At 53.8% G+C, this 22,006-nt stretch carries 19 protein-coding genes; 8 read left to right on the forward strand and 11 right to left on the reverse strand.

Annotated features, from left to right (window positions below; translation table 11 throughout):
* Positions 1–19: 19 nt before the first annotated feature.
* A complete protein-coding gene (gene prfA / locus C5Y83_RS15330) occupies positions 20–1,096 on the reverse strand; it encodes a peptide chain release factor 1 (protein ID WP_105330595.1) in 1,077 nt (358 codons plus the stop codon).
* A 130-nt stretch (positions 1,097–1,226) separates the two neighbouring features.
* On the reverse strand, positions 1,227–1,457 hold the full coding sequence (gene rpmE / locus C5Y83_RS15335) for a 50S ribosomal protein L31 (protein ID WP_105330596.1): 231 nt from the start codon (positions 1,455–1,457) through the stop codon (positions 1,227–1,229).
* 342 nt (positions 1,458–1,799) lie between these two features.
* Here rpmE and ubiE point away from each other — a divergent pair, with 342 nt between their 5' ends.
* The 7 genes from ubiE (at position 1,800) to C5Y83_RS15370 (ending at position 7,753) form a co-directional block, all read left to right on the forward strand.
* Positions 1,800–2,510, forward strand: coding sequence for a bifunctional demethylmenaquinone methyltransferase/2-methoxy-6-polyprenyl-1,4-benzoquinol methylase UbiE (gene ubiE / locus C5Y83_RS15340; protein ID WP_105330597.1), 711 nt, complete (start codon positions 1,800–1,802; stop codon positions 2,508–2,510).
* Positions 2,507–3,160, forward strand: coding sequence for a UbiX family flavin prenyltransferase (locus C5Y83_RS15345; RefSeq protein WP_105330598.1), 654 nt, complete (start codon positions 2,507–2,509; stop codon positions 3,158–3,160). The genes ubiE and C5Y83_RS15345 overlap by 4 nt, the downstream gene beginning before the upstream one ends.
* On the forward strand, positions 3,153–4,061 hold the full coding sequence (locus C5Y83_RS15350; RefSeq protein WP_105330599.1) for a UbiA-like polyprenyltransferase: 909 nt from the start codon (positions 3,153–3,155) through the stop codon (positions 4,059–4,061). Before C5Y83_RS15345 ends, C5Y83_RS15350 begins: the two co-directional genes overlap by 8 nt.
* Before the next feature lie 117 nt (positions 4,062–4,178).
* Positions 4,179–5,330: an aminofutalosine synthase MqnE gene (mqnE, locus tag C5Y83_RS15355; RefSeq protein ID WP_105330600.1), complete on the forward strand. Its 1,152-nt coding sequence runs from the start codon at positions 4,179–4,181 to the stop codon at positions 5,328–5,330.
* 77 nt (positions 5,331–5,407) lie between these two features.
* Positions 5,408–6,169: a hypothetical protein gene (locus C5Y83_RS15360; RefSeq protein ID WP_105330601.1), complete on the forward strand. Its 762-nt coding sequence runs from the start codon at positions 5,408–5,410 to the stop codon at positions 6,167–6,169.
* Positions 6,170–6,172: 3 nt separating this feature from the next.
* Positions 6,173–6,496 (forward strand): hypothetical protein, encoded by a 324-nt coding sequence (locus C5Y83_RS15365; RefSeq protein ID WP_105330602.1) that lies wholly within the window; start codon positions 6,173–6,175, stop codon positions 6,494–6,496.
* A 219-nt stretch (positions 6,497–6,715) separates the two neighbouring features.
* A complete protein-coding gene (locus tag C5Y83_RS15370) occupies positions 6,716–7,753 on the forward strand; it encodes a DUF4272 domain-containing protein (RefSeq protein WP_105330603.1) in 1,038 nt (345 codons plus the stop codon).
* 65 nt (positions 7,754–7,818) lie between these two features.
* On the opposite strand, the gene recG is transcribed toward C5Y83_RS15370, so the two are convergent.
* The 4 genes from recG to priA form a co-directional block, all read right to left on the reverse strand.
* On the reverse strand, positions 7,819–9,915 hold the full coding sequence (recG, locus tag C5Y83_RS15375; RefSeq protein WP_105330604.1) for an ATP-dependent DNA helicase RecG: 2,097 nt from the start codon (positions 9,913–9,915) through the stop codon (positions 7,819–7,821).
* 27 nt (positions 9,916–9,942) lie between these two features.
* Positions 9,943–10,410 (reverse strand): ribonuclease HI, encoded by a 468-nt coding sequence (gene rnhA / locus C5Y83_RS15380; protein ID WP_105330605.1) that lies wholly within the window; start codon positions 10,408–10,410, stop codon positions 9,943–9,945.
* Between the two features lie 190 nt (positions 10,411–10,600).
* Positions 10,601–12,490: a sensor histidine kinase gene (locus tag C5Y83_RS15385; RefSeq protein WP_105330606.1), complete on the reverse strand. Its 1,890-nt coding sequence runs from the start codon at positions 12,488–12,490 to the stop codon at positions 10,601–10,603.
* Positions 12,491–12,622: 132 nt separating this feature from the next.
* Entirely contained in the window at positions 12,623–14,908 is a 2,286-nt protein-coding gene (priA, locus tag C5Y83_RS15390) for a primosomal protein N' (RefSeq protein WP_233207237.1), read from the reverse strand.
* 169 nt (positions 14,909–15,077) lie between these two features.
* On the opposite strand from priA, the gene nadD reads away from it, so the two are divergent.
* Positions 15,078–15,707, forward strand: coding sequence for a nicotinate-nucleotide adenylyltransferase (gene nadD / locus C5Y83_RS15395; RefSeq protein WP_105330607.1), 630 nt, complete (start codon positions 15,078–15,080; stop codon positions 15,705–15,707).
* Positions 15,708–15,721: 14 nt separating this feature from the next.
* On the opposite strand, the gene C5Y83_RS29605 is transcribed toward nadD, so the two are convergent.
* The 5 genes from C5Y83_RS29605 to C5Y83_RS15420 form a co-directional block, all read right to left on the reverse strand.
* Positions 15,722–16,714: a hypothetical protein gene (locus C5Y83_RS29605; protein ID WP_199195045.1), complete on the reverse strand. Its 993-nt coding sequence runs from the start codon at positions 16,712–16,714 to the stop codon at positions 15,722–15,724.
* A gap of 637 nt (positions 16,715–17,351) precedes the next feature.
* Positions 17,352–17,945, reverse strand: a complete 594-nt coding sequence (gene hisB / locus C5Y83_RS15405) for an imidazoleglycerol-phosphate dehydratase HisB (protein ID WP_105330608.1) — start codon at positions 17,943–17,945, stop codon at positions 17,352–17,354.
* Between the two features lie 21 nt (positions 17,946–17,966).
* Positions 17,967–19,025, reverse strand: a complete 1,059-nt coding sequence (gene hisC / locus C5Y83_RS15410) for a histidinol-phosphate transaminase (RefSeq protein WP_105330609.1) — start codon at positions 19,023–19,025, stop codon at positions 17,967–17,969.
* Between the two features lie 8 nt (positions 19,026–19,033).
* On the reverse strand, positions 19,034–20,404 hold the full coding sequence (gene hisD, locus C5Y83_RS15415; RefSeq protein WP_105330610.1) for a histidinol dehydrogenase: 1,371 nt from the start codon (positions 20,402–20,404) through the stop codon (positions 19,034–19,036).
* Positions 20,405–20,620: 216 nt separating this feature from the next.
* Positions 20,621–21,685 (reverse strand): DUF1559 domain-containing protein, encoded by a 1,065-nt coding sequence (locus tag C5Y83_RS15420; RefSeq protein WP_105330611.1) that lies wholly within the window; start codon positions 21,683–21,685, stop codon positions 20,621–20,623.
* Positions 21,686–22,006: the final 321 nt, after the last annotated feature.

The raw sequence follows: 22,006 nt of genomic DNA on the forward strand, positions 1-22,006 counted from the left end.
TGAAGAGGAATCGTCGGGTTTAGTCGAGATCCCCCATCGAACCGCGAAGTTCTTCTCGATCGTGGTCAATCAATGCATCAATCACAGGCTGCAAGTTGCCAGCCATAATTTGATCGAGCTTGTAGAGAGTGAGATTGATACGATGATCGCTAAGACGATTCTCAGGGAAGTTGTAAGTACGGATACGCTGACTACGGTCGCCGGAACCGACGAGACTTTTCCGCTCGTCCGCTCGCTCTTTGGCTTCCTTCTCGCGTTGTGCTTCGTACAACTTGGTCTTCAGCAAACGCAACGCGCGATCAAGATTCTTGTGCTGGCTTCGCTCTTCACAGCACTGCACGATCACGCCGGTTTCCTGGTGAATAAGACGGACAGCCGATGCAGTCTTATTCACATGCTGACCACCTGGACCGGAACTCGCTGCGTATCGCTCCACCGTGTAACTGTCTGGGCTCAGGTCAAATTCGACTTCTTCCGGTTCGGCCATCACCGCAACGGTTGCCGCCGAGGTATGCACGCGTCCCTTCGTTTCGGTGTCGGGAACTCGCTGCACGCGGTGACCGCCGCTCTCGTATTGCATTTCGCGGTAAACACCTTCGCCGTGGACCGAAATGATCACTTCTTTGAACCCACCTAATTCGGTCGGATTCGATTCCATGATCTCGTACTTCCACTTCTTCGATTCCGCAAAACGCTTATACATTTCGTACAAGTCGCGAGCGAAAAGTGCCGCTTCGTCACCGCCGGTGCCGCCACGAATTTCCAAGACGATCTTATCGCGATTGGCGTCCTCGCCCCCGATGGTCATATCCAACAGGTCACGCCAAATCTTCTCGCGTTTTGCCTTGAGGTCGACCAAGTCAGCCTCGGCCAGTTCGGCCATCTCGGCGTCGTCCCCTTCCATCAATTCGCGGGCGTCTTCGATCTCTCCCACCAACTGCTTGAACTGTCGGTACCGACCGGCAATTCGAGCCAGTGATCCGTGTTCGCGCGCGACGTTCGCCATCAGTGTCGAGTTTGCCAACACATCAGGGTCGCTCATTTGTTTTTCGAGGAACTCGAAGCGAGAAAGTTTTTCTTCCAGGATCTCGCGCATGGGTGAAACCGTCCTGAGAGGGGCCTGCCATAACTAGCGGGGAAGCAGGCCGTTTGCGGGAATCTACGAAAACACGCGAGTCCCCATACCGAGGATTCTCGCGTGCCGACGATTTTCGAGTTGGAAGAAGCTACTTCTTCTTTTTCTTGGCCAAGCTGGCGTAGTTGCCTGCGAACTTGTTCTTGAACTTCTCGATACGACCGCCCGAGTCCAAGAAGCGTTCCTTACCGGAGTAGAACGGATGGCAAACGTTACAAACGTCGACCACGATTTCCTTCCGGGTGCTACGCGTTGTAAAGGAGTTGCCACAACCGCACTTAACGACGGTTTCCTGATATTTTGGATGGATGTTTTCTTTCATCGCTTCTCACTCCGGGACAAGTTCGCGGACGAGCCCTGCGCCGGTCCGTTCCCCTGATGTGCTGGAAAACCCACGATTATAGAATTCGGGAAGCTGGTCGACAATCGCAAATGGACACGCAACAACGGGTTTCGCTCGAAACCATGCCGTTTGGCGCGGCCATGTTACCAGCACGACGCTTTTTCGGTAAATTAAACAGTTTGGCACCATAGAGTTACGAACCATCCTACAATCGCTCGAAACGGGAAGTCCTGGGTACGACTAGACTTCCGATTTCGGTGCTGTTTGCCAGGATTGACACCTTCTTAACGCAATTCACGCCAACCCCTAGGCCTCAAACGCATGGCGATCGATAAATCGGGAACCCGTGTCCGTCAGATGTTCTCTGAGATTGCGGGCAACTACGACCGCATGAACCACCTTCTGTCGATGAATGTCGACAAGTACTGGCGATGGCGAACGGTCAAAATCGTCCCCCCGACTGGCGATAGTCCGATTCTGGACGTCTGTACCGGCACAGGCGACTTGGCATTGGCTTACTACAAAGCTGGCCAAGGGAAGATCAACGTCGAAGCAACCGATTTCTGCCCTGAAATGCTCGAGGTTGGTGAGGTCAAAAAACAGAAACTTGGTATCAACGGCCAGGTTCGCTTCCAAGAGGCGGACACCCAGCAGTTGCCATTCGATAACGACCAATTCCAGATCGTCTCGGTCGCGTTTGGCCTGCGAAATGTTGCCGATACCGACCTTGGTCTCAAAGAAATGACTCGCGTTTGCCGTCCTGGCGGCAAGGTTGCCGTGCTGGAATTCTCGCAGCCTCGCTGGCAGCCATTTCGCGGAATCTATCAGTTCTACTTTAAGAACATCTTACCCCGCGTTGGTCAGGCATTGGCGAAGAACAAGCAAGACGCCTACAAGTATTTGCCCGATAGCGTGGGAGAGTTCCCCCACGGCGAGGCCTTGGCCGAACGCATGCGTCAGGCGGGTCTCAAGGATGTCTTCTTTAAGCCGTTCACGTTTGGCGTGGCGACTTTGTACGTGGGGACGAAATGAGCTTGCCGATTGTCGTGGCGATCACCGGTGCCAGCGGAGCCGTCTATGCACGGCGTCTGCTCAACGTGCTGCACCACTCGGGCTACGACATTCAACTGTCGATCAGCACCTCTGGCCAAACCGTGTTTCAGCAGGAACTGGGGATTCGGCTGGAACTCGATAACTTCGATCCCTGGACGCTTGTTTCGGCCGAAGTCGAGACGAACGATACGAAGCTCGCGAAGACCGTCGAACTAAATCACGCGGCGGAGCCAGGTGAGTTTCGCTACTGCCACTTTGCCGACTTCATGTCCCCCATGGCTAGCGGTTCCGCGCGATCAGCAGGAATGGTTGTTTGCCCATGTTCCGGCGGTACATTAGCCGGCATCGTAAATGGAAACTGCACCAACCTTATTCAGCGGGCAGCTGAAGTTCATTTGAAAGAACGCCGTAAGCTAATCCTCGTTCCTCGTGAAACGCCTCTCTCCCTTGGCTACATCGACAATATGCGAAGAGCCGTTGAAGCCGGAGCGGTTGTTATGCCGGCGATGCCTGGCTGGTATCACGGAGTTAGATCGCTGGATGATCTAGTCGATTTCATGGTGGCCAGAATCTTGGACCAACTCGACATTCCACACGCCTTGATCCACCGCTGGGGAGACGATGCCTGAGCGAATTCGCCACATTCTCGAGATGATCCGTTTCAGCCACACGGTCTTCGCGATGCCGTTTGCCGTGCTGGCCACGATCATGGCGTGGTGCCTGCCGACTCCGAGCGGCGAGAGTGTCACACTCACCTGGCAAACCTGCCTCGGGATTGTGTTGTGCATGGTCTTCGCTCGCAGCGCTGCCATGGCGTTCAACCGCCTGGTAGACCGGAAAATTGATGCCGAGAATCCACGCACCGCCTCACGGCATATACCTGCGGGGCTCCTGTCGGTTCAAAGCGTTGTCCTATTTACCTTGGCCTGCAGTCTCGGCTTCGTCGCTTCGACACTCCTATTTTGGCCCAATTGGTTGCCGCTAGCGCTTTCAATTCCGGTATTGGCGTTTTTGTGCGGCTACAGCTATACGAAACGTTTCACTTCGCTGGCCCACTATTGGCTCGGAATTTCGCTGATGCTCGCCCCCATTTGTGCTTGGGTGGCGATTCGTGGTCAGGTCGTTTTGCAGCATCCGACCGACATTTTGCCTGCAGTAATGCTGGGACTGGGTGTCCTTTTTTGGGTCGCTGGATTTGACATTATTTATGCCTGCCAAGATGCCGAATTCGATCGCGATGCGAAACTTCGCAGCGTGCCGGCGAAATACGGTGTTCCAGGAGCCCTAAGAATTGCCGCCGTTAGCCACCTTCTGGCTGTGCTGTCATTTGCGATCCTCCCCTTCACTGCCCCACTTTTGGGCGTGATTTATTGGCTGGGACTCGCGGCGGTTGCTGGCTTACTGTTCTACGAACATGCTCTCGTTCGCCCGTCAGACCTCTCGAAGGTGAACTTGGCATTTTTTCATGTGAACACGATCATTGGCCTCGGAGTGCTGATTTTCACCAGCATCGACCTGCTTTGGAATTGACCCGCCTTGCAGGGAAAGTGGCAAACGACGACCATAAAGGTTATCGATCGCCCGAACTGTGCGGTTTCAATCGTAAGCTAACCGTTCTTACACCTTCATTGGATCAAGCGACCTGGAATGATTCGAGCAGACAAAATCACGTTGGATACCATCGGTAAGAAGGTCGAGAACGGCGAACGTTTGAACCTGGATGAAGGGGTCTACCTCTACAACGACGACGTTCCATTGAACGAAGTCGCCGAGTTGGCCAACATGGTTCGCGAACGGAAGAACGGGAACTTCGCGTACTACAACATCAACACGCACTTAAACCCGACCAACATCTGCGTTTACCGCTGCAACTTCTGCGCATTCCGAGCGGACCTGCGAGATCCACGTGGTTACGTCATGAGCGACGAGCAGATCTTGGCTCGTGGCCAGGAAGCGGTCGACAACGGTTGCACCGAGATGCACATTGTCGGCGGCCTGCACCACCAGAAGAAGTTTGACTGGTACGTCAACATGGTGCGAATCCTGCACGACGCCTTCCCGAAGCTACACTTAAAGGCCTGGACTGCGGTTGAGATCAATTGGTTCGAGTTCCTCACCAAGAAGTCAGTTCGTGAAGTCTTGCAAGAGTTGAAGGATGCTGGCCTCGGCAGCATGCCCGGGGGTGGTGCCGAGATCTTCCACCGTGAAGTGCGCGACCAAATCTGTGAACACAAGGCCGACACCGGCAAATGGCACGAGATCCATCGCACCGCGCACGAGATGGGAATCAAGACAAACGCGACAATGCTGTATGGCCACATCGAGAACGCCTATCACCGCATCGACCATCTGATTCGTCTCCGCGAAACGCAAGATGTTAGCGGTGGCTTCCAGACGTTCATCCCTCTGGCCTTCCACCCCGACAACACCGAACTCGCTGAACTCAAGAAGCTTAAGAAGCCGTCCGGCTTGATGGACCTACGGACGATGGCCATCTCGCGATTGATGCTCGATAACTTCCAGCACATCAAGGCCTACTGGATCATGCTCGGCCTGGGAACGGCTCAAACGGCCCTTTCGTACGGTGCAGATGATATCGATGGCACCGTGCGGCACGAGTTGATCTATCACGATGCGGGTGCCACGACGCCAGAAGCCATGTCGGTTGACGACATTCGTCGCTTGATCGAAGAAGCTGGACGCGAACCGATCGAACGGGACACCGTCTATAACCGCGTGATCCGCGATCCGCATAACATGTCAGAATGGACCACTGGCGAACCGGTGGAAGCGGGTTAGTCCGAACGATTGCGTCACGCTGGCAAGCATATTACGCTATGGGGGAATCGCAATCCCCTAACATAAGGCTGCCAGCCATGGAAGCAATCGTCCATCTGATTGGAGCCGTGATCCACGGCTTCGTCCTTCTGGCGGAAATTGTTCTCCGTTCCGTGATCTTTCAAATTGAAGCCATCCGATATGGCTACACTGAAGCATTGGTCCGTAGCAACCGTCGACAAGCAGATGGTATCTCTCCACTTCTGATCCGCTTGACGGCCGCTGGCCTGCTTTTTGCGAGCGTTAGCTCGGCTAGTTGTGTTCTTTATGCGTGGAATTCGGCTAACGCCCAACGCATTGCGACCACCGAAAAACGAGTCGATCGCTTAGCTGAGCAGTATTACCAGGAAACGACCAAACCCGATGCTCAATTTGACAACGGACTACTGAACGAAGTCGATGCTTGGGGAAAACCGCTGCGACTCGAGACGGAAAAATCACTATTCGGCTGGTGGGTCGTCGTAAGCTCGGACGGACCGGATGGTCGCCCAGCAACTTCGGATGATGTCAAATCGGTTCGTGCAAACTGGAGTAATTTGGAACAGGTAGGTGGCGAACTAGCTCAGCGTGGAGCGGATAAAGCAAAAGACAAGATCAAGGCCTTATTCACCCGCAACAAGGAAGGCACTGAAGAGCCTGCTGGTGAACAAGAGTTAAAAGTACTCGACGCAGCGACCGATGTCGTCGCCGGAGAAATCATCGTTAAGCAAACGTCGCAAGGTGAATCGAATACGACCAATGGCGAAGAAAAAGAAGGCTTTAAGATCCCCTTCAAGTTCCGTTTTGGAAAGTCGGATTAGCAGGTGTTAGAAGGCTGCCTAGGAGTCCTCTTCCGGATTTTCATCCTGGGATTTTGGTGGACGCTGATTTCTGCTTTTCGCTGGATCGTGCAGTACCTTATCGCGCTGTTTCGATTCGCCTGGTATGGCATCGAGTTTCTCTGCCAGATACCTCAACAAGGGTTTCTCAAAGCGGAGTTCCAATTGCGAACGCGTTATCATCTCTTGCTTAACCAAGAGCTCGCCGCCATGTACCTGACATGTCGCTACCGTCCTTGGCGATTGGTTCCTCTGGTGATCCTGGTGATGTTCGTCACGCTTCTTTTATTCGCGGACGATGGTCGTTAAAACGAATCCCCTGCGGAGTTCGACAAGGCACCAGACAAGGTTGCCTTCTTCACAGATCCAGAGCTACGCAGCAGCTTAATTGTGCGCCGCTAAAAAGCGGCACGTTTTTCTTTTATTGCGTAAGGAGATAGGGATGTTTTTGGTCGTTCGGGCGACGGCACTGTCTTAGAATGATCATTGCCTGACACCTATCACCCCTCGATTGCAAAGTTCTGCCGCATGAGCTCCCCTCCCACCTTGGTCAATGCATACTGCACGCATCGCAATCCTCCGCAACTCGATTTCCCTCACCAACTACTCAGTCACCGCAATCACCACGACTCGCAATTGGCGCCGCATCTACAAGAGTTCATCGGCTTCATTTGGCAAGGCGGACAGCGAGAAATGACCGAAACGCTCTATCATGTGATACAGCACCTGGAACGAGTACAGAATCAGTACAGCCTTGAAATTCGACCGGAACACTTCGACGAGTTGGGCCGCTGGGGTCAAGCCGCCAACGCCGTGTTCTTGATGCAAGACTTCAACGTCTGCGATCCAGCGGGCAAACTTCTCGTCTCGCACACCGACGGCAGTTGCGACGACGATGCGGAGGTTCCCTACCCACAAGAGGCTTTTCAGCGAAAAGAACGCATCACCGCCGAGCTTGGCAAACTTGACCTCCACCCGTACGACGGTCTGCCCCCCGTAATCGCCGAATGCGAAGTCAACTTGCGACCGGCCGACGAGGTCGCTCGCCGGGCGATTGCCTTGATGGCCGTCGCTGTCAGGGCCGAGAAGATCGCAATGAAAGAGCCGATTCCCGTTGCAGAGATCCGGGAACTGCTCGCCCCGGCATTTGACTCGTTTACACCTGTTGAACAGGAATTTATGGATGCGTCCACGCCTGACGAACAGGCGGTGATTGATCATGCCTGGCGATACGAAGCGTTGTTTGTCCTTCAATGGGCGCTTGGTCATTTCGACGAACTCAACTTTCCAACCGCAATCTGCAGCGTGCCAGAAGTTGCTGACGACATATTCGACCGTGATCTGACGATGATGATTGCCACGGCCGAACTACGCCCGACCAGCGAGATTCTAGACCAGGTCGATCGCTACTTCCGTCTCCACTGGATCGCCCGCCAGCCTTTTCTGAAAGGCGAACCGATCCCAGCCGGTCTCGATATTGGCGTGATTCAAGAGCGTCATCACGCATTGAATTGGCTCATTCGTTTCGGGAACGCCGATTGGGATGATGTCGATTGCTCGACCTAAAAGTCTGTTGATTTTCTGCTTCGTTAGCGAGTAATTGAGAAACTCAACAGGCTGCTAAGCCAGCCTCATCCCAAGTCGCCAATATCAAGCGACTTTCCATAGCGAATCATCACCATTCGCCGCAGCTTTTCCCACTTGGCCCCGGCCAGGTTGGGGTCGGTGTCGGTAATCGAAAATGCATCTTGGCGAGCTTTTGCTAACAGTTCGCCATCGCGCTGCAAGTCCGCAATGCGTAGTGGTGGCATCCCGTGTTGCTTCCAGCCGAACAGATCGCCGGGCCCGCGCAGCTGAAAGTCGACTTCGGCCAATTCAAAGCCATCGGTGGTGCCGGCAAACGCCTGTAGACGCTCTTTCGAGGCATCGGTTGCCGGGTTGGCGAAAACACACAGATAGCCGGGATGCTGACCACGGCTAATCCGTCCTCGTAATTGATGAAGCTGAGCCAGTCCAAAACGTTCCCCGCTTTCGATCGTCATCAGCACGGCATTGGGAACGTCCACGCCCACTTCCACCACAGTGGTGGCGATCAACACATCGATTTCGTGACGGGCGAATCGCTGCATCACGGCATCTTTCTCCGCGGGTGGCATTCTGCCGTGAAGCATCTCGAGACGGAACTCTTCGAGTTCGCCGTTGGCTAAATGTTCCAACAATTGCTCCACGCCACCAAGCGTATCTTCCCGCTGCGTCTCGTCGACCAAGGGCGCGATCACGTAGCCTTGCCGTCCTTCACGCAACTTCTTGCGAAAGAAGTCCCACCACTTGGCCCTCTGATCTTCGTCAGCGATGTACGTGTTCACGGTTTGCCGCCCAGGAGGAGCCTTGCGAATGGTCGACAAATCGAGATCGCCAAACATTCCAAGGGCGACCGTCCGGGGAATCGGCGTAGCGGTCATCACCAGGTAATGTGGATCGCTGCCGGCACTCCGCAGTGCCGCTCGCTGTCGCACACCAAACTTGTGCTGCTCGTCAATGATGACCAAGCCCAGCTTTTTGAAAGTGATCTCGGTGGCAATGATTGCCTGGGTACCGATCAGAAGATCGATCTCTCCGGCTGCAACTTGCTTCAGCAAGTTCTCTCGTTCTTTATCGGATAACGATCCTGTCAGCACGCCAATTCGCACCTTGGCGTGGCTCAGCAATTTGGTAAGGGTGCGGGCATGCTGTTTAGCCAACACCTCGGTCGGGGCCATCAGCGCGGCCTGTGACTTGGCTGCGACGGCAGCTAACATGGCATAGACAGATACCATTGTCTTGCCAGTTCCGACGTCCCCTTGTAGCAGCCGATTCATGGGAATGGTGCGCCCCAGATCGTGACTGATTTCGTGGATCGCTTGATTCTGATCTTCGGTTAATTCAAACGGAAGAAGTCGACGGATCCGTTCATCCACTCGGAAATCAACCGGAATCGGAATGGCACTGCGGCGATCGTTCAATTGATGTTTGCGCAGTGACATGGCCAACTGCAAGACAAGCAATTCCTGGTAGATGAATCGCTTCCGAGCCACGTCCGTTTCTTCGCGAGCTTGCGGTCGATGAATTTTATTGAGAGCCTCGTGAATCGTTAGCAACTCGTGCTGCTCTAAGAATGACTCGGGAAGCACCTCCTCCAAATCACTTCCAAACGCATCGAGCGCCGCGTGAACCATTTTCCGCATTACGCCTTGGCGAATTCCTTCGGTCAGCGGATAGACGGGAAGGACCTTGCCTCCCTCTGGGATCTCCCCCATCTCCATGATGTCCACTACCGGATGGGCCATCTCCCAGCGATTGCCCTCGAAACGTGGCTTGCCGGAAACGACAACGTGTTGGCCTTCGTGAAACCGCTTTCGCATAAAGGGCTGATTGAACCAAATGGCGCGGAGATAGGCCTGATTGTCACGGACCAGGACGCCAAGAATAGATCGACCTGGCCCAGTTCCGCGAAAGTCGACTTGCTCGATCACGCCGGAGATGGAAGCAGGCTCGTCTTCGATCAGATCTTCCACGGCAACCAGTTCCCGCAGGTCTTGGTAGTCTCGGGGAAAGAAAAAGATCAGATCCAGCGCCGTGTAGAGTTGCAACCGAGCAAGTTTCTCAGCGCGCTGCGGTCCAACTCCTTTCAGGAACTGAACCGGCGTCCGCAGACGTTCCAGAGGTGTCGAAGCACGGCTATCTGGCATCGAGTCCTCACCAACTTAGCGACCGATTTACCGATACGGCTGATACGCGGCGACGGCAAGTTCATCGCAACGATCGTTTTCAGGATGGCCGCTGTGACCGGCAACGCGGGTATACTTCACGCGATGCTTTTCTAACTGTTCATCGAGTTGCCGCCACAAGTCGTCATTCTTAACCGGCTTCCACTGGCTGCCTTCTTTGCGTCGCCAGTTGTTCTTTTTCCATTTGGGCATCCATTCCGAGATCCCTTTACCGACGTAAACGCTATCGGTGAAGAGCTCGATATTGCAGGGGCGCTTCAGCGTTTGCAGACCTTGGATGACGGCCATTAATTCCATGCGATTGTTGGTTGTGACCTTCTCGCCGCCTGATTTCTCCATTTCCTTTCCGGTCCCCGGATGGCGCAAGATAAACGCCCAGCCCCCAGGTCCTGGGTTACCGCTACACGCTCCGTCGGTGTAAAGAAGAACTTCTGGCTCGAAGGTGGAGGCCGCCATGCACTGCTCCCTGGGGTTTGACTTTCAAACGACCAATTATGCCTCTTTGCGCCGCAGGGAAAAAGGCTACGCCAGCGATTTAAAGCAAACCTTCGCCATTGCCAGCGGGAGTTTAGCTTCAGGCGAGAAATCAAACGACCCTGGACCAGAAGAACCGAAGTTCCTAGCTCAAATGACAGCAAAACGAATTCTATTTGCCCGACGAGGAATCAATTGTCTCGGGCGATTCGCTCAAGCGCGAGCCGTGAATTTTCACGAAATCGCCATGCTTTGATTTCGTGATTTCGTCGATGCGCGAGGTAAACGAGTTCTCGTGAATGTCCGGCTGTTCTTCTATTTCCCAAGGAATGTCGACGAAGAAAGTACTTCCTTTGCCCAGTTCGCTTTCGACACGCACCGTTCCCCCTAACAATTGGCAAAGCTCTCGAACGATCGATAAGCCGAGGCCAGTGCCAGAATACTCACGGGTGAGCGTGTCTCCTTGAGAAACCGACCCTTGGCGAAATTTCTCAAAGATGATTTCGCGGTCCTCTTCAGCAATCCCCACACCCGTGTCGCTGACCGACAGATGCATTCGATTGTCGATCCGCTGTGTCCGAACACCAATCCGTCCACCTTCGGGAGTGAACTTGATCGCATTGGAAAGTAGATTGGTCAGAATCTGCTGGAACTTTGATTGATCCTGCAGGGCTGGCTGTTCTTCGGAATCGACCTGGCAAATAAGATCGATGTTCTTCTCTTCGGTCAACGAGCGGACCATGTCGCAAGCCCCACTCACGACCGCGGCGACGGAAAATCGCGTCGCGCGAACTTCCATACGGCCACTCTCGATCTTTGCCAAGTCAAGAATATCGTTGATCATGTCGAGCAATAATCGGCCTGACTTCTGAATGTTTTCGACATAACGCTTTTGCTTGTCATTCAAGCTATCGATACCACGCAAGACATCGGAGAAGCCCAGAATACTGTTGAGCGGCGTTCGCAATTCGTGGCTCATGCTGGCCAGGAAGTCGCTCTTCAGGCAGTTCATTTCGTACAGTTGCATATTCGCTTGAGCCAACTGATCGACTTTACCTCCCAGATCGCGGTTGACGTACGTAAGCTTATTCTGCGCGTCGATCAATTGAGCCAACATACGATTGAATGACGTGGCGAGGTCTTCAAATTCGTCGCCGGTAAATATCTCGGCACGCACATCCAAGTGCCCCTGACTGACCTCGTCGCTAACGTCCCTTAGATGCGTCAGCGGTTTGACAATGATATAGCGAACGATCAAATACAACGCGATCATTGACAAGGCGACCGTGATAATGGCAGTCGCCAACAAGTAGGCTCGGTTTTTGGTCAACGCGTATTGCGTGATCGCATCTTTCTTGATGATCTTGATCACGTTGAACGGCAACCGGTTCTCGACCAGCACGCCAGCGGGGAAGGCCGCTTGAAGATTATTGTTATGGCAAGCGATCGCACAGTTATGCTTCCAGTAAATCGGTTGATAATAAATGTACTCTTCGTTCTCGCCGTCGTAATAAGCTTCCGAGGCAGGTGAGTAATCAATCAAATTCCCTTCCGGATTATGAGGACGCACCTGGGCCAGTTCATCCGCCACCTCTCGAGTTTCCGGTTCAGGCGTACGAAGGAATTTTTCAACGATATCCTTATCGCGCGTTTCCTGAATCTCCTTCAACCGCCGCAAGATCTCTGCTTCTTCTTCGTTGGCCGGAAGATGGATACGTTCCTCGCGATGGGGTGTCGCCGCTAATTCCCGATCGGCCTGATCAAGCGTCATCACCTGCCACTTATACGAGACATACTCAAGGTCGAGGCCGGTTTCTTGAATGTGTTCGTCGTAGCCGTAAGTCTTGCCGGCATCGTCCTTCCAATGCGTTTTGAGTAACACCGCATCCACCAAATGCCGACCGGTGCTGAGGTTATTACTGTGCACCAACTGTTCTGTCGATTGCCCATACCACCAGAAGCTTCCAGTAATCAGCAGCAACAGGCACGTTCCGTAGAGGAAACGGCATTTTCGTTCGAGATTGGTCTCGCCGAGAACGCGCTTGATGGAACGATAGGACATATTCGGTTTTCAGTACTCAGTTATCCGTGTTCAGCCAGAAGAGACCGCGAAGGAACACGGGGGAAGAATAACGATCGTTCCTGAATTCTAGCGCTTTTGGCTTTCTGAAACTACCCAGATTTCCACACGAACCTACATCATGTCGATTGGATCGACATCGGCGATCCACAAAACATCCTCGGGAACGGTAATTTTCTCACGACAATGCAGCACCGCCCCCCGCATCAATTGGCGATCAAAGCTGTGTAAAAGCAGGTGATAGCGGTAGTTACCCCGCAGCTTTTCGATCGGAGCAGGGGCGGGACCTTGAAGGGAGATATCTCCCCCCTTCTCTGCGGCGAATCGCCCTACCTCTTCGGACACTTGCTGCATGAATAGCTCAACCGAAGGCTGAGTGGGGCCACGCGCGATAATTCTCACCATGTGGGCAAACGGGGTCATTTGAAAATCACGACGGAACGGAAGCTCGCGTTCGGCGAACAAAGCATAATCATGCCGGGTTGCCGCCTCGATCGCGGGATGATCCGGGCTGAGGGTCTGTACCAACACCTCGCCTCCCAGGTCACCACGTCCAGTGCGGCCGGCAACCTGAGTAATCAATTGGAACGTCCGCTCGCCGGCCCGCACGTCAGGAAAATGCAGGGCTGTGTCGGCATTAATCACGCCGACCAGCGTCACGTTCGGAAAGTCGAGCCCTTTCGCGATCATCTGGGTCCCGACCAAAATCCGCACTTCCTGATTGCGAAACTTCTCCAGAGCCGCTTCGTGTGATCCCGGCTTCTTCATCGTATCCGAGTCCATTCGAATGATCGGGTACGAACTGAATTTCGATTTGACCTCTTGCTCCAGCTTTTGCGTTCCGATGCCCGAAAATCGAATACCAGAATAGCCACACTTAACGTCCGGACAGACTCGTGGAGCGACGCTACGGAAATCACAATAGTGGCAAACCGTGCTGCCGTCGGTAATGTGATGCGTCAACGGAAGCTCGCAGTGCGGACATTTCACAATGTGCCCACACGCGGGACATTGAATATGCGTGCTGTGCCCGCGGCGGTTTAGCAGCAGAATGATTTGTCCGTCTTGCTGCAACGTTCGTTGAATCGACTGATATAGCTGGCGGCTGATCGCCCCGCGATAACCGGTTGTCTTGTCATATCGCATGTCGACGGTGCGAACCGCGGGAAGGGGGCGATTTCCAATTCGCCGCGGCATGCTGATTAGTTCATACAGCCCCTTCTTAGCCCGATAGAAGGTCTCTAGCGAAGGCGTCGCAGTACCGAGAATCAGCGGCACTTTCTCCAACTCAGCTCGCTTCGCCGCGACCTCGCGCGCATGATATCGTGGTACCGAATCTTGCTTGAACGATGTGTCGTGCTCTTCGTCCAGAATGATCATGCCCAAATGAGGTGTCGGGGCGAACACCGCACTTCGAGCACCGACCACGACATTAACGATCCCTGAAGCAATCCGTTTCCACTGCCAATGCCGTTCAACATCGCTCATGTGGCTATGTAGTACCGCGATACGATCGAAGCGGGAAGCAAACCGCTGCTTGGTTTGCGGCGTGAGACTGATCTCCGGCACGAGGACGATTGCCTGTTTGCCTTGGTCGATCACGTTTTGAATGGCCTGGATATAGACCTCTGTCTTTCCGCTACCCGTTACCCCATGCAACAGAATGGGCTTAGGTTGTGAAGCGTTTACCTGATCGAGAATTGTCTTCAAGGCAGCCGCTTGATCTTCGCTCAGCGTCTTGGCCGATTCACGCTCGATGTCGATATCGTCGAAGTGGGCATGACTCACGCGGCGTACTTCCGACGTGATCAACTTCTTTTTCCGCAGCGTTGTGATGGGGGCTTGGGTCACGCGACATTTGTCGGCCAGGTCGCCGGGGGTCATCGGCTTGGTCGCAGCGGCCAATGTGCTTAAGACTTTCTGCTGCTTTTCCGTCAGCTTGAGGGTTGCCAGCTGCATGGCCACTTGGGACGGAACACTCAATAGAGTTACTTCCCGCGTTCCCGCATTGCCACGAACGGCGGCAGGAATAACTGCTTCCAACACTTGTCCCCAACTAGCCAAGTAATAATCAGCCATCCACTGGGTCATCGACAGCATATGGGACGAAACCAACGTTTGCTGATCGAGCGCCGCCATGACGTACTTAAGCTTACGTTGGCCATATTCTTTCCGCTCAACCGCAACGCAATACGCCATCACGCGGCGATTGGAACGCCCTAAGGGAACATAAACCCGACGCCCAGGTAAGATCTCGCCAACAAGCTCGTCAGGGACCAGATAGTCGAACGACTTTTCGGGTCCGGTCGACATGACCACAGAAGCCACGAGCCCTGTCTGAGCATCGTCCTGCTCCCAGGGGGTAGAATCGTCGCCGAAGAGTCCTTTTTGATTCTTCACCAAAACTGCGTGATAGAGGGCTACACTTGACTAGGGGACTGGTCTTCCGTCAGAGAATCCTAGCCAATTCTGGCCAGGACCGATACGATAACAGGTAAGTGATATCCTTCCCAGCCGCGAACCGAACGGCTCGTCCATTTACGACGATCAAACAAATAGGGGGTCCGCTATGCGATTGGGAATCTACGGGGGATCGTTTTCTCCCATTCACAACGGCCACTTGCTATTGGCCGAATCGTGCCGCGAACAATGCCAGCTGGATGAAGTCTGGTTTCTGCCTGCGGCGGTCAGTCCTTTGAAGCAGGACGCCAATCCCGCTTCCAACGCACACCGAGTGGCGATGATCGAGCTGGCGATTGCCGGGAATCAAGCATTCAAAGTCAGCCCGATCGAACTAGAACGAGGCGGAATTAGCTACACGGTCGATACGCTTCGCGAGGTCCAACAGATCGTTCCGCATGCCCAACTTTTCTTGCTGGTCGGCGCGGATTCGTTTGCCAGCTTCTCACACTGGCGAGCGATCGACAAGATATGCGAGCTCGCCACGATCTGCACAGTGGGACGTCCTGGTTCGGACTTGAACGACTGGGGTAGCCTTCCCGAAGTGCTAACAGACGACCAGATGATGGAAATCAAAGAGCACTTTGTCGAGATGCCGCAAATCGGTTTAAGCAGTACGGAAATCCGACAACGGATCGCCGACGGTCGCTCGATCCGCTACATGGTTCCTCGTAGTGTCGAGAAGTATATCGAGACGCAACACGTTTTCCGTTCGCAAGATGTTCACGTCCAAGCCTAACAGCCTGCTAACGCTTAGATGGCTGGCACGTTCAGGTACTTACGTGTGACAACGGCTCGCGTCACCAGCGGTGCATAGTTGAACTGATGCTGTAACTGCCACCATGCCGTGATGCCAACTTGCGAGTTAAACACGTTCCAGCCACTCTCGGCGCCATACTCGTCCAAGTCGTCGTCATCGAGCCCGAAGACGTCATAAAAAACGAACCTCAGGTGCAAGTCATACGTTCCGGTCATTGGATTGTAGAGATAGCTGGTCGCGTAAACGAGCGCATACTGCACGCCGTTGATCATCAAACCGAGCCCGGTGGCAAAGTCTTCCGTCCCCCAGAATTTGTCTCCCTTGTTGAAAGCCAAGATTCCCAGGTCGCCGATGAACGGAATCGCGTTGATGTCCCAGTTCGCTTGTTTGAGGGCTTGATGAAGTCGTACGCGGGTGGTGTTCACACCGGGCGTGCCAGGCGCGGAAAGCACAAGACTCGAAAACGATTTGAAGTTGGGATGCTTGGCGATCGACTCGTTCATGTCGTCGTCTTCGAATAGCCGTACGGTATGCCGCTTCATCAGAAAGGCATCCATTAACCGCTTGGCCATTCCGGTATCGTCATCCGGCGCGAAGACCTCGATCAAGCGAGCACACTTCTTTCGTAAGTCGCTCTCCTCGGTTCCGACCGATTGGCTCTTGCGTTGGCCGCCACGGGTACCGAAACGAATGTCTTGTCCGAACATCAGTTCACCATCCGGCAAACCAGGCTCTTCTACGGGGAAGCCAACCATCGGGGTCAGATAGGTGTCCGTGGCTTGCGCGACGAATCGTTCCTTCCAGAGCATGATGAATTCGTACGGCGGAGAATTCACACCTGCCCCATCGATCGAAGCTTTGCTCCCATCGCCCACGCCTAACGGACCAGGCGTGAAGAAAGGTGCCTGAGGATTATCGGGCGACCCCGTCGTCCCCCGCGACCCGAGAATCTTCTGGTCGCCACCCCGAAATGTAGGTCCAGCCATTTGCATCCCCTGAGAAGCTTCAAAATCAATGACTTCCGCATCACCCACTACTCATCAAGAGGATAGGTTATTACGGACGGGAAGAGCAACGGAAATAAAGGGAAAAGCATCCTCATGGGCCCTAAACTCTGAGGGCGAACTTTGACTCTCCCGGCAGCCAAACATGCCTCGGACAAAGATCAGACATTATTTCGACGCGGGTGTGACACCGACGAAGCAAAAATATTTTCTTCCTGTTTCAGGGCAACGGGTTAGCGTTGTCCCATCTCCAAAAAACAGTTGCGAAGTTGACACGCGATCAAGATAACCGACGGTCAACTTACTTTTGCTGATTGAGAAACTGACCGCAGTGGACTTTCTCGGCAGTTGCATGATTCGCAAACCCAATCACAATTCGCTCCTCCTTGCGTCAATGGATTACCCGATGATTTGCATTCCAATTACTGCAGAACATCTCAACGCCGCATTCGATGTTCCCCGGCAAATTGCTGGCGATCCACTCGCCCGACCTAGCGAGAAGCAACAAGCAGAACGGCTCTCGCAGAACGCGACTCGCGGCGATTGGAAGCGTGAAATCGCGAATAGGTTCGCTGCTCCAGCAAGCGCCAACACGAGTGACGCAAACGAATCCAATCCGCTACCCGTTGAGGGTTCCTTTGGTACTAGGCACACCGGGAGACCGAGGATCGTGCTCGACCGCCATTCGCAAGCTGCGAGCGGCGCACTTGAAGATGGCCTCGGCGATGTGATGGTTGTTACGTCCGTAATGGATGTTAACGTGGAAGTTGCACAACGCGTTGGCGGCCAGCGCCTGCCAAAAGTCTTCGACCAGTTCCGTATCGAATTCACCGATCTTCTCGGTGGTGAACGGCGCATTGAAAACCAAGAAGTAGCGTCCGCTCAAATCCCAAACGGTGCTGCACAAAGTCTCTTCCATTGGCAAAGTGAAGTGACCATAGCGTCGGATTCCCTTTTTGTCGCCAATCGCCTGGCGGATCGCCTGACCAATGCAGATACCAGTGTCTTCGACGGTGTGATGCTGATCGACATGCAAATCGCCGGAAACGTCGACGTTGAGATCAAAACAACCATGCCGCGTGAAGAGCTGCAGCATGTGATCGAAAAACCCGACACCAGTTGAACCGGAGAAATTACCGGAGCCGTCGAGATTCAGCTCGAGCTTGATTTGCGTTTCGGTCGTATCACGTTCGATTTTGGCGATGCGAGTCATGAAGCAGCAACTATGCGGAGTTTACGGATTCTGCTGGAAATACTGTTCGATCAGATCAAGACAAACGTCGGTCTGCCCGTCGGTACCAACCGAAATGCGAATACCCTCGACAATGCCAGGATACTGCATGTATCTGATCAACACGTGATTCTGCTTGAGGAATTCGTAAACAGGTTTGAGTTTGACGTTTGGTCGTGTCGCCCAGACGAAATTCGACTGCGAATCGGGTACCGTGAAACCCATTTCTCGCAAGCGTCCCGTCATGCGTCCCCGCGTCGCAACCACTTTCGCTTTGTTCTCGGCGACCCACTTTTGATCATCAATCGCAGCCAACGCTCCAGCCAAGGAAAGGGCATCGCAGTTGTAGCTGTCTTTGACCTTCATCAATTGTTCGATGATTTGCGGCTGGGCGACGATGAAACCAAAACGCAATCCAGCAAGGGCGTACGACTTGCTTAGCGTTCGGGCAACCATGATCTTTTCGTTCTCACGGACCAGATCAATGCAGTTGTCGTCGGCGAAATCGGCGTAGGCTTCGTCGATCAAGAGAGGACAAGGAAGCGAATCCGCGATCTCGCGCAGCTGCTGCTTCGGTACCACGGTACCACTCGGGCTATTCGGATTCGGAAGGAAGGCAAGTTTCAAATGATTACTGGCGGTACCAAACGATTGAGGCAGCGTCCAATCGTCGTTGAAGCGGATCTCTTCGCTGTCCGCCCCTTGGATTTCGGCCAGCGTCTTGTAAAGGATGTAGCTGGGAGTCGGCAATCGAAGCCACTGCCCTGCCCCGACAAACGCCCGAGTGAGGATCGTCAGAATATCGTCTGATCCGTTTCCACACATAATCCAATCAGGCTCGACCCCCAATACATCCGCAGCACGCATACGGAACGCGGTACCTACCGGATCAGGATATTTTTCGAGCCCTTGATCCAGCCGCTGACGAATCGCCTCGGCCACCTTCGGCGATGCGGGATAAGGATTCTCATTGGTGTTCAGTTTGATGAACTTCCCGCCTTGCGGTTGTTCGCCCGGTGTATAGCCGGCAATCGCTTCGATCTCGGGACGAAAGTAACCCATGGGTATTCCTAACCGTTCTCTGTTTCGGTGCGAATCGTCACGCTACGCTTATGAGCCGTCAGCCCCTCTTTATCGGCCAGCGTGGTGACAAGCGGGGCGATTTCTTTCAGCCCTGCTTCGGTGAAATGAAGGACGCTTCGTGAACGCAAAAAGTCGTTTGCCGACAAACCGCTGGCCCAGTGGGCCGTCGCCCCGGTTGGCAAGACATGCGAAGGCCCGGCCGCGTAGTCACCAACTGCCACAGGAGTAAAGTTCCCCAGGAAAGTTGCTCCCGCAGTCAAGATCTTCTCGGCGGTTGCTTCGCTGTCTTTCGTGGCAATGTGCAAATGCTCAGGGGCCAAATCGGTCGCAATCCGACAGGCTTCGTCTTCGTCGCGCGTCAAAATGACCGCCCCAAAGTCGATCAGACTTTGTACCGTTAAGTCGCATCTCTCGAGCACGGCCACCTGCTTTTCGAGTTCGGTCAGTGCGGCGTCGATCAACGCTTCGTCCCAAGAGATAAGGACGCTGCTACCTGGAGAATGTTCGGCCTGAGCCAACATGTCGGCAGCAATGTATTGCGGTGTGGCAGTGGTATCGGCGACAACAACCACTTCGCTTGGCCCGGCGATCGAATCGATATCGACGTCGCCGAACACATGTTTCTTCGCCAGAGCTACAAACAAGTTGCCTGGGCCAACAATCTTCTGAACTTGCGGAATTCCTTCCACCCCGTATGCCAAAGCGGCAACCCCTTGAGCACCGCCAACGCGATAGACCTCTTTCACGCCGATTTCGACACAGGTTGCCAGCAAATCGAGGTTGTAACTCCCAAACGGTGTTGGCGGCGCGATCACGACAAGTTCTTCCACTCCGGCAGCCAACGCCGGAACGGCCGTCATCAGGACCGTCGAGGGATAGGCGGCCGCTCCGCCGGGGACACAAATTCCAACACGTTTCAAAGGAGCATAGCGTTGACGAAGCTTTCCGCCATGCTCGATTGGAACCTCAACATCTTTGTGCAGGATTGCCGTTTGAAACCGGAGGATGTTTTCCCGAATTGCCCGGATTGTCTCGAGAAACTTCGGATCGGCCGCTTCGTGGGCCAGACGCAACTCCTCGTCGGAGACTCGAATGGTCGAAGCATACAACTGCTTTCCGTCCAGCTTCTGACCATATTCGAGGACGGCTGCTAAGCCACGTCGTTCGACATCCGCACAAATCCGCTCGACAACTTGCTGCGGCGAAAGAGGTTCGCCGAATACTTCGATCGTTCGTCGTCGACCAGCTTCGCTGACCACATCCCCCTTGGGGCTCAGCTTGTTTCGTACTTGCTGCAGTTGCGACTCGACGTCGTCGTGCCGGGTATCGATCCGGGCGATTTTCGACTTCAGGTCCATTGCGTTCTCTGGGTAATCGTTAGGCGGCAACACAAACAAAAGGGGGAACCACCTATTTTGCTACGACCAGGCTATCGCGAAAAGGGGCTTCCAAGTGAGAACCGGTGGGCAAAAACGTTCACAACGACCTCATTTGCGAGGACTAGATGCGCAAAAAAGAACCCACCGAAGCGAATTCGGTGGGTTCTGCATAATGGGTTTAGGCTTGGATGAGACTTATTTGGTGACGTACGCCTCGCCCCCCGCTTTCGAGCCCATAGCCCCCCAAACACCGTAGGGACTTTGACCAGAAGTCACTGAGCCGGCGGAGAGATTACCGGTATTGATCGTATCGGTAACGAATGTGACCGAGCCATCACAGAACAATCCCATTACGCCCCCTGGATGGTTGCTGGTGGGTGACATGATGGTGTGCTGGCCGTCACCGTTGACATTGCCGCCATCGATACAGGAAGGCGCGTTCGGTGGCAAAACCGTAGTGAAGCCAACCTTTTCAATCTGTCCATCGGTCCAACGCCAGCCGGTTCGACCCTTCAAAGAACTCGTATTGTTGTAGTACTTACCACTGACCGAAGCGACACACTGACCTGGATTACTCGAAAGTCCGGAAAAGCCCGTGGCTGTGCCAGCCTTCGGCTCGATATTTCCTTTCTGGCTACCCAACGAGTAATTCGTAATCAAACGCTCGCTCATCGCGATCGTGTTGCTACTTCCGTCAGTAATGTCCTTGAATCCAACACCTTCACGGTTCTGGAAAACGCCACGGAGGTTCGTGGAATCTCGGTTGTTATTAATCTGATCGCCCACGCTGAACATGTAGTTCACGGCGTTGTTCTGCTTGTTGAACGCCGTTCCAGATGGACAGAGAAGCATCTTTGGAGGTGTGTTCCAAACGGCCCATCCCTTCCAAGCTGCTGGTCCGTACGGTGGATACGAAATGGAAGGATCACCCGCGACGATCTGATTGTACATCGAAGCTTGTTCGTAATACGGCGCAAGAGCGATAAAGGCGCTGGCACGACCATAGTTATGGGCGATACGAGCAGAATCCGATGGCCCATTGGTCCCTTGCTTACGCGGAGGGAAGGTTCCGTACGTGTCGTGGTAGTTATGCAATGCCAAACCCAATTGCTTGAGCTGGTTAGAACATTGCATCCGGCGGGCTGCTTCACGTGCCTGCTGAACGGCAGGTAAAAGCAAAGCGATTAAGACGCCAATAATGGCAATCACAACGAGAAGTTCGACGAGCGTAAAGCCACGTCGCGAGGGTGATACTTGCATGTGAGGTCCCTTCGTGACGGCGAGAAAAAGAGAATCGAATATCCGAATACGAAATCGCACAACTGCTTTGAACCAGCAGCCGACAGGAAGAGCGTGCGTGATAACTGAACCCGATCGAAACACCAGAAGTCGACCTAATAGAGGGTCACTCTGGCAATTCATCATTTATCAATATTCATTAATCCGATTTCGATCAGATAGCGAAATCACGGCCGCGCTGACTGTCACTAAAAAATAATAAAATTTGCCGACCGAGTCAGTAAGAAAACTACACATCACGGCAAAAATCACGAAAAAGAATTCGATTCAATTGAGCATTTT

Source organism: Blastopirellula marina (assembly GCF_002967765.1).
GTDB classification, from domain to species: Bacteria; Planctomycetota; Planctomycetia; order Pirellulales; family Pirellulaceae; genus Bremerella; species Bremerella marina_A.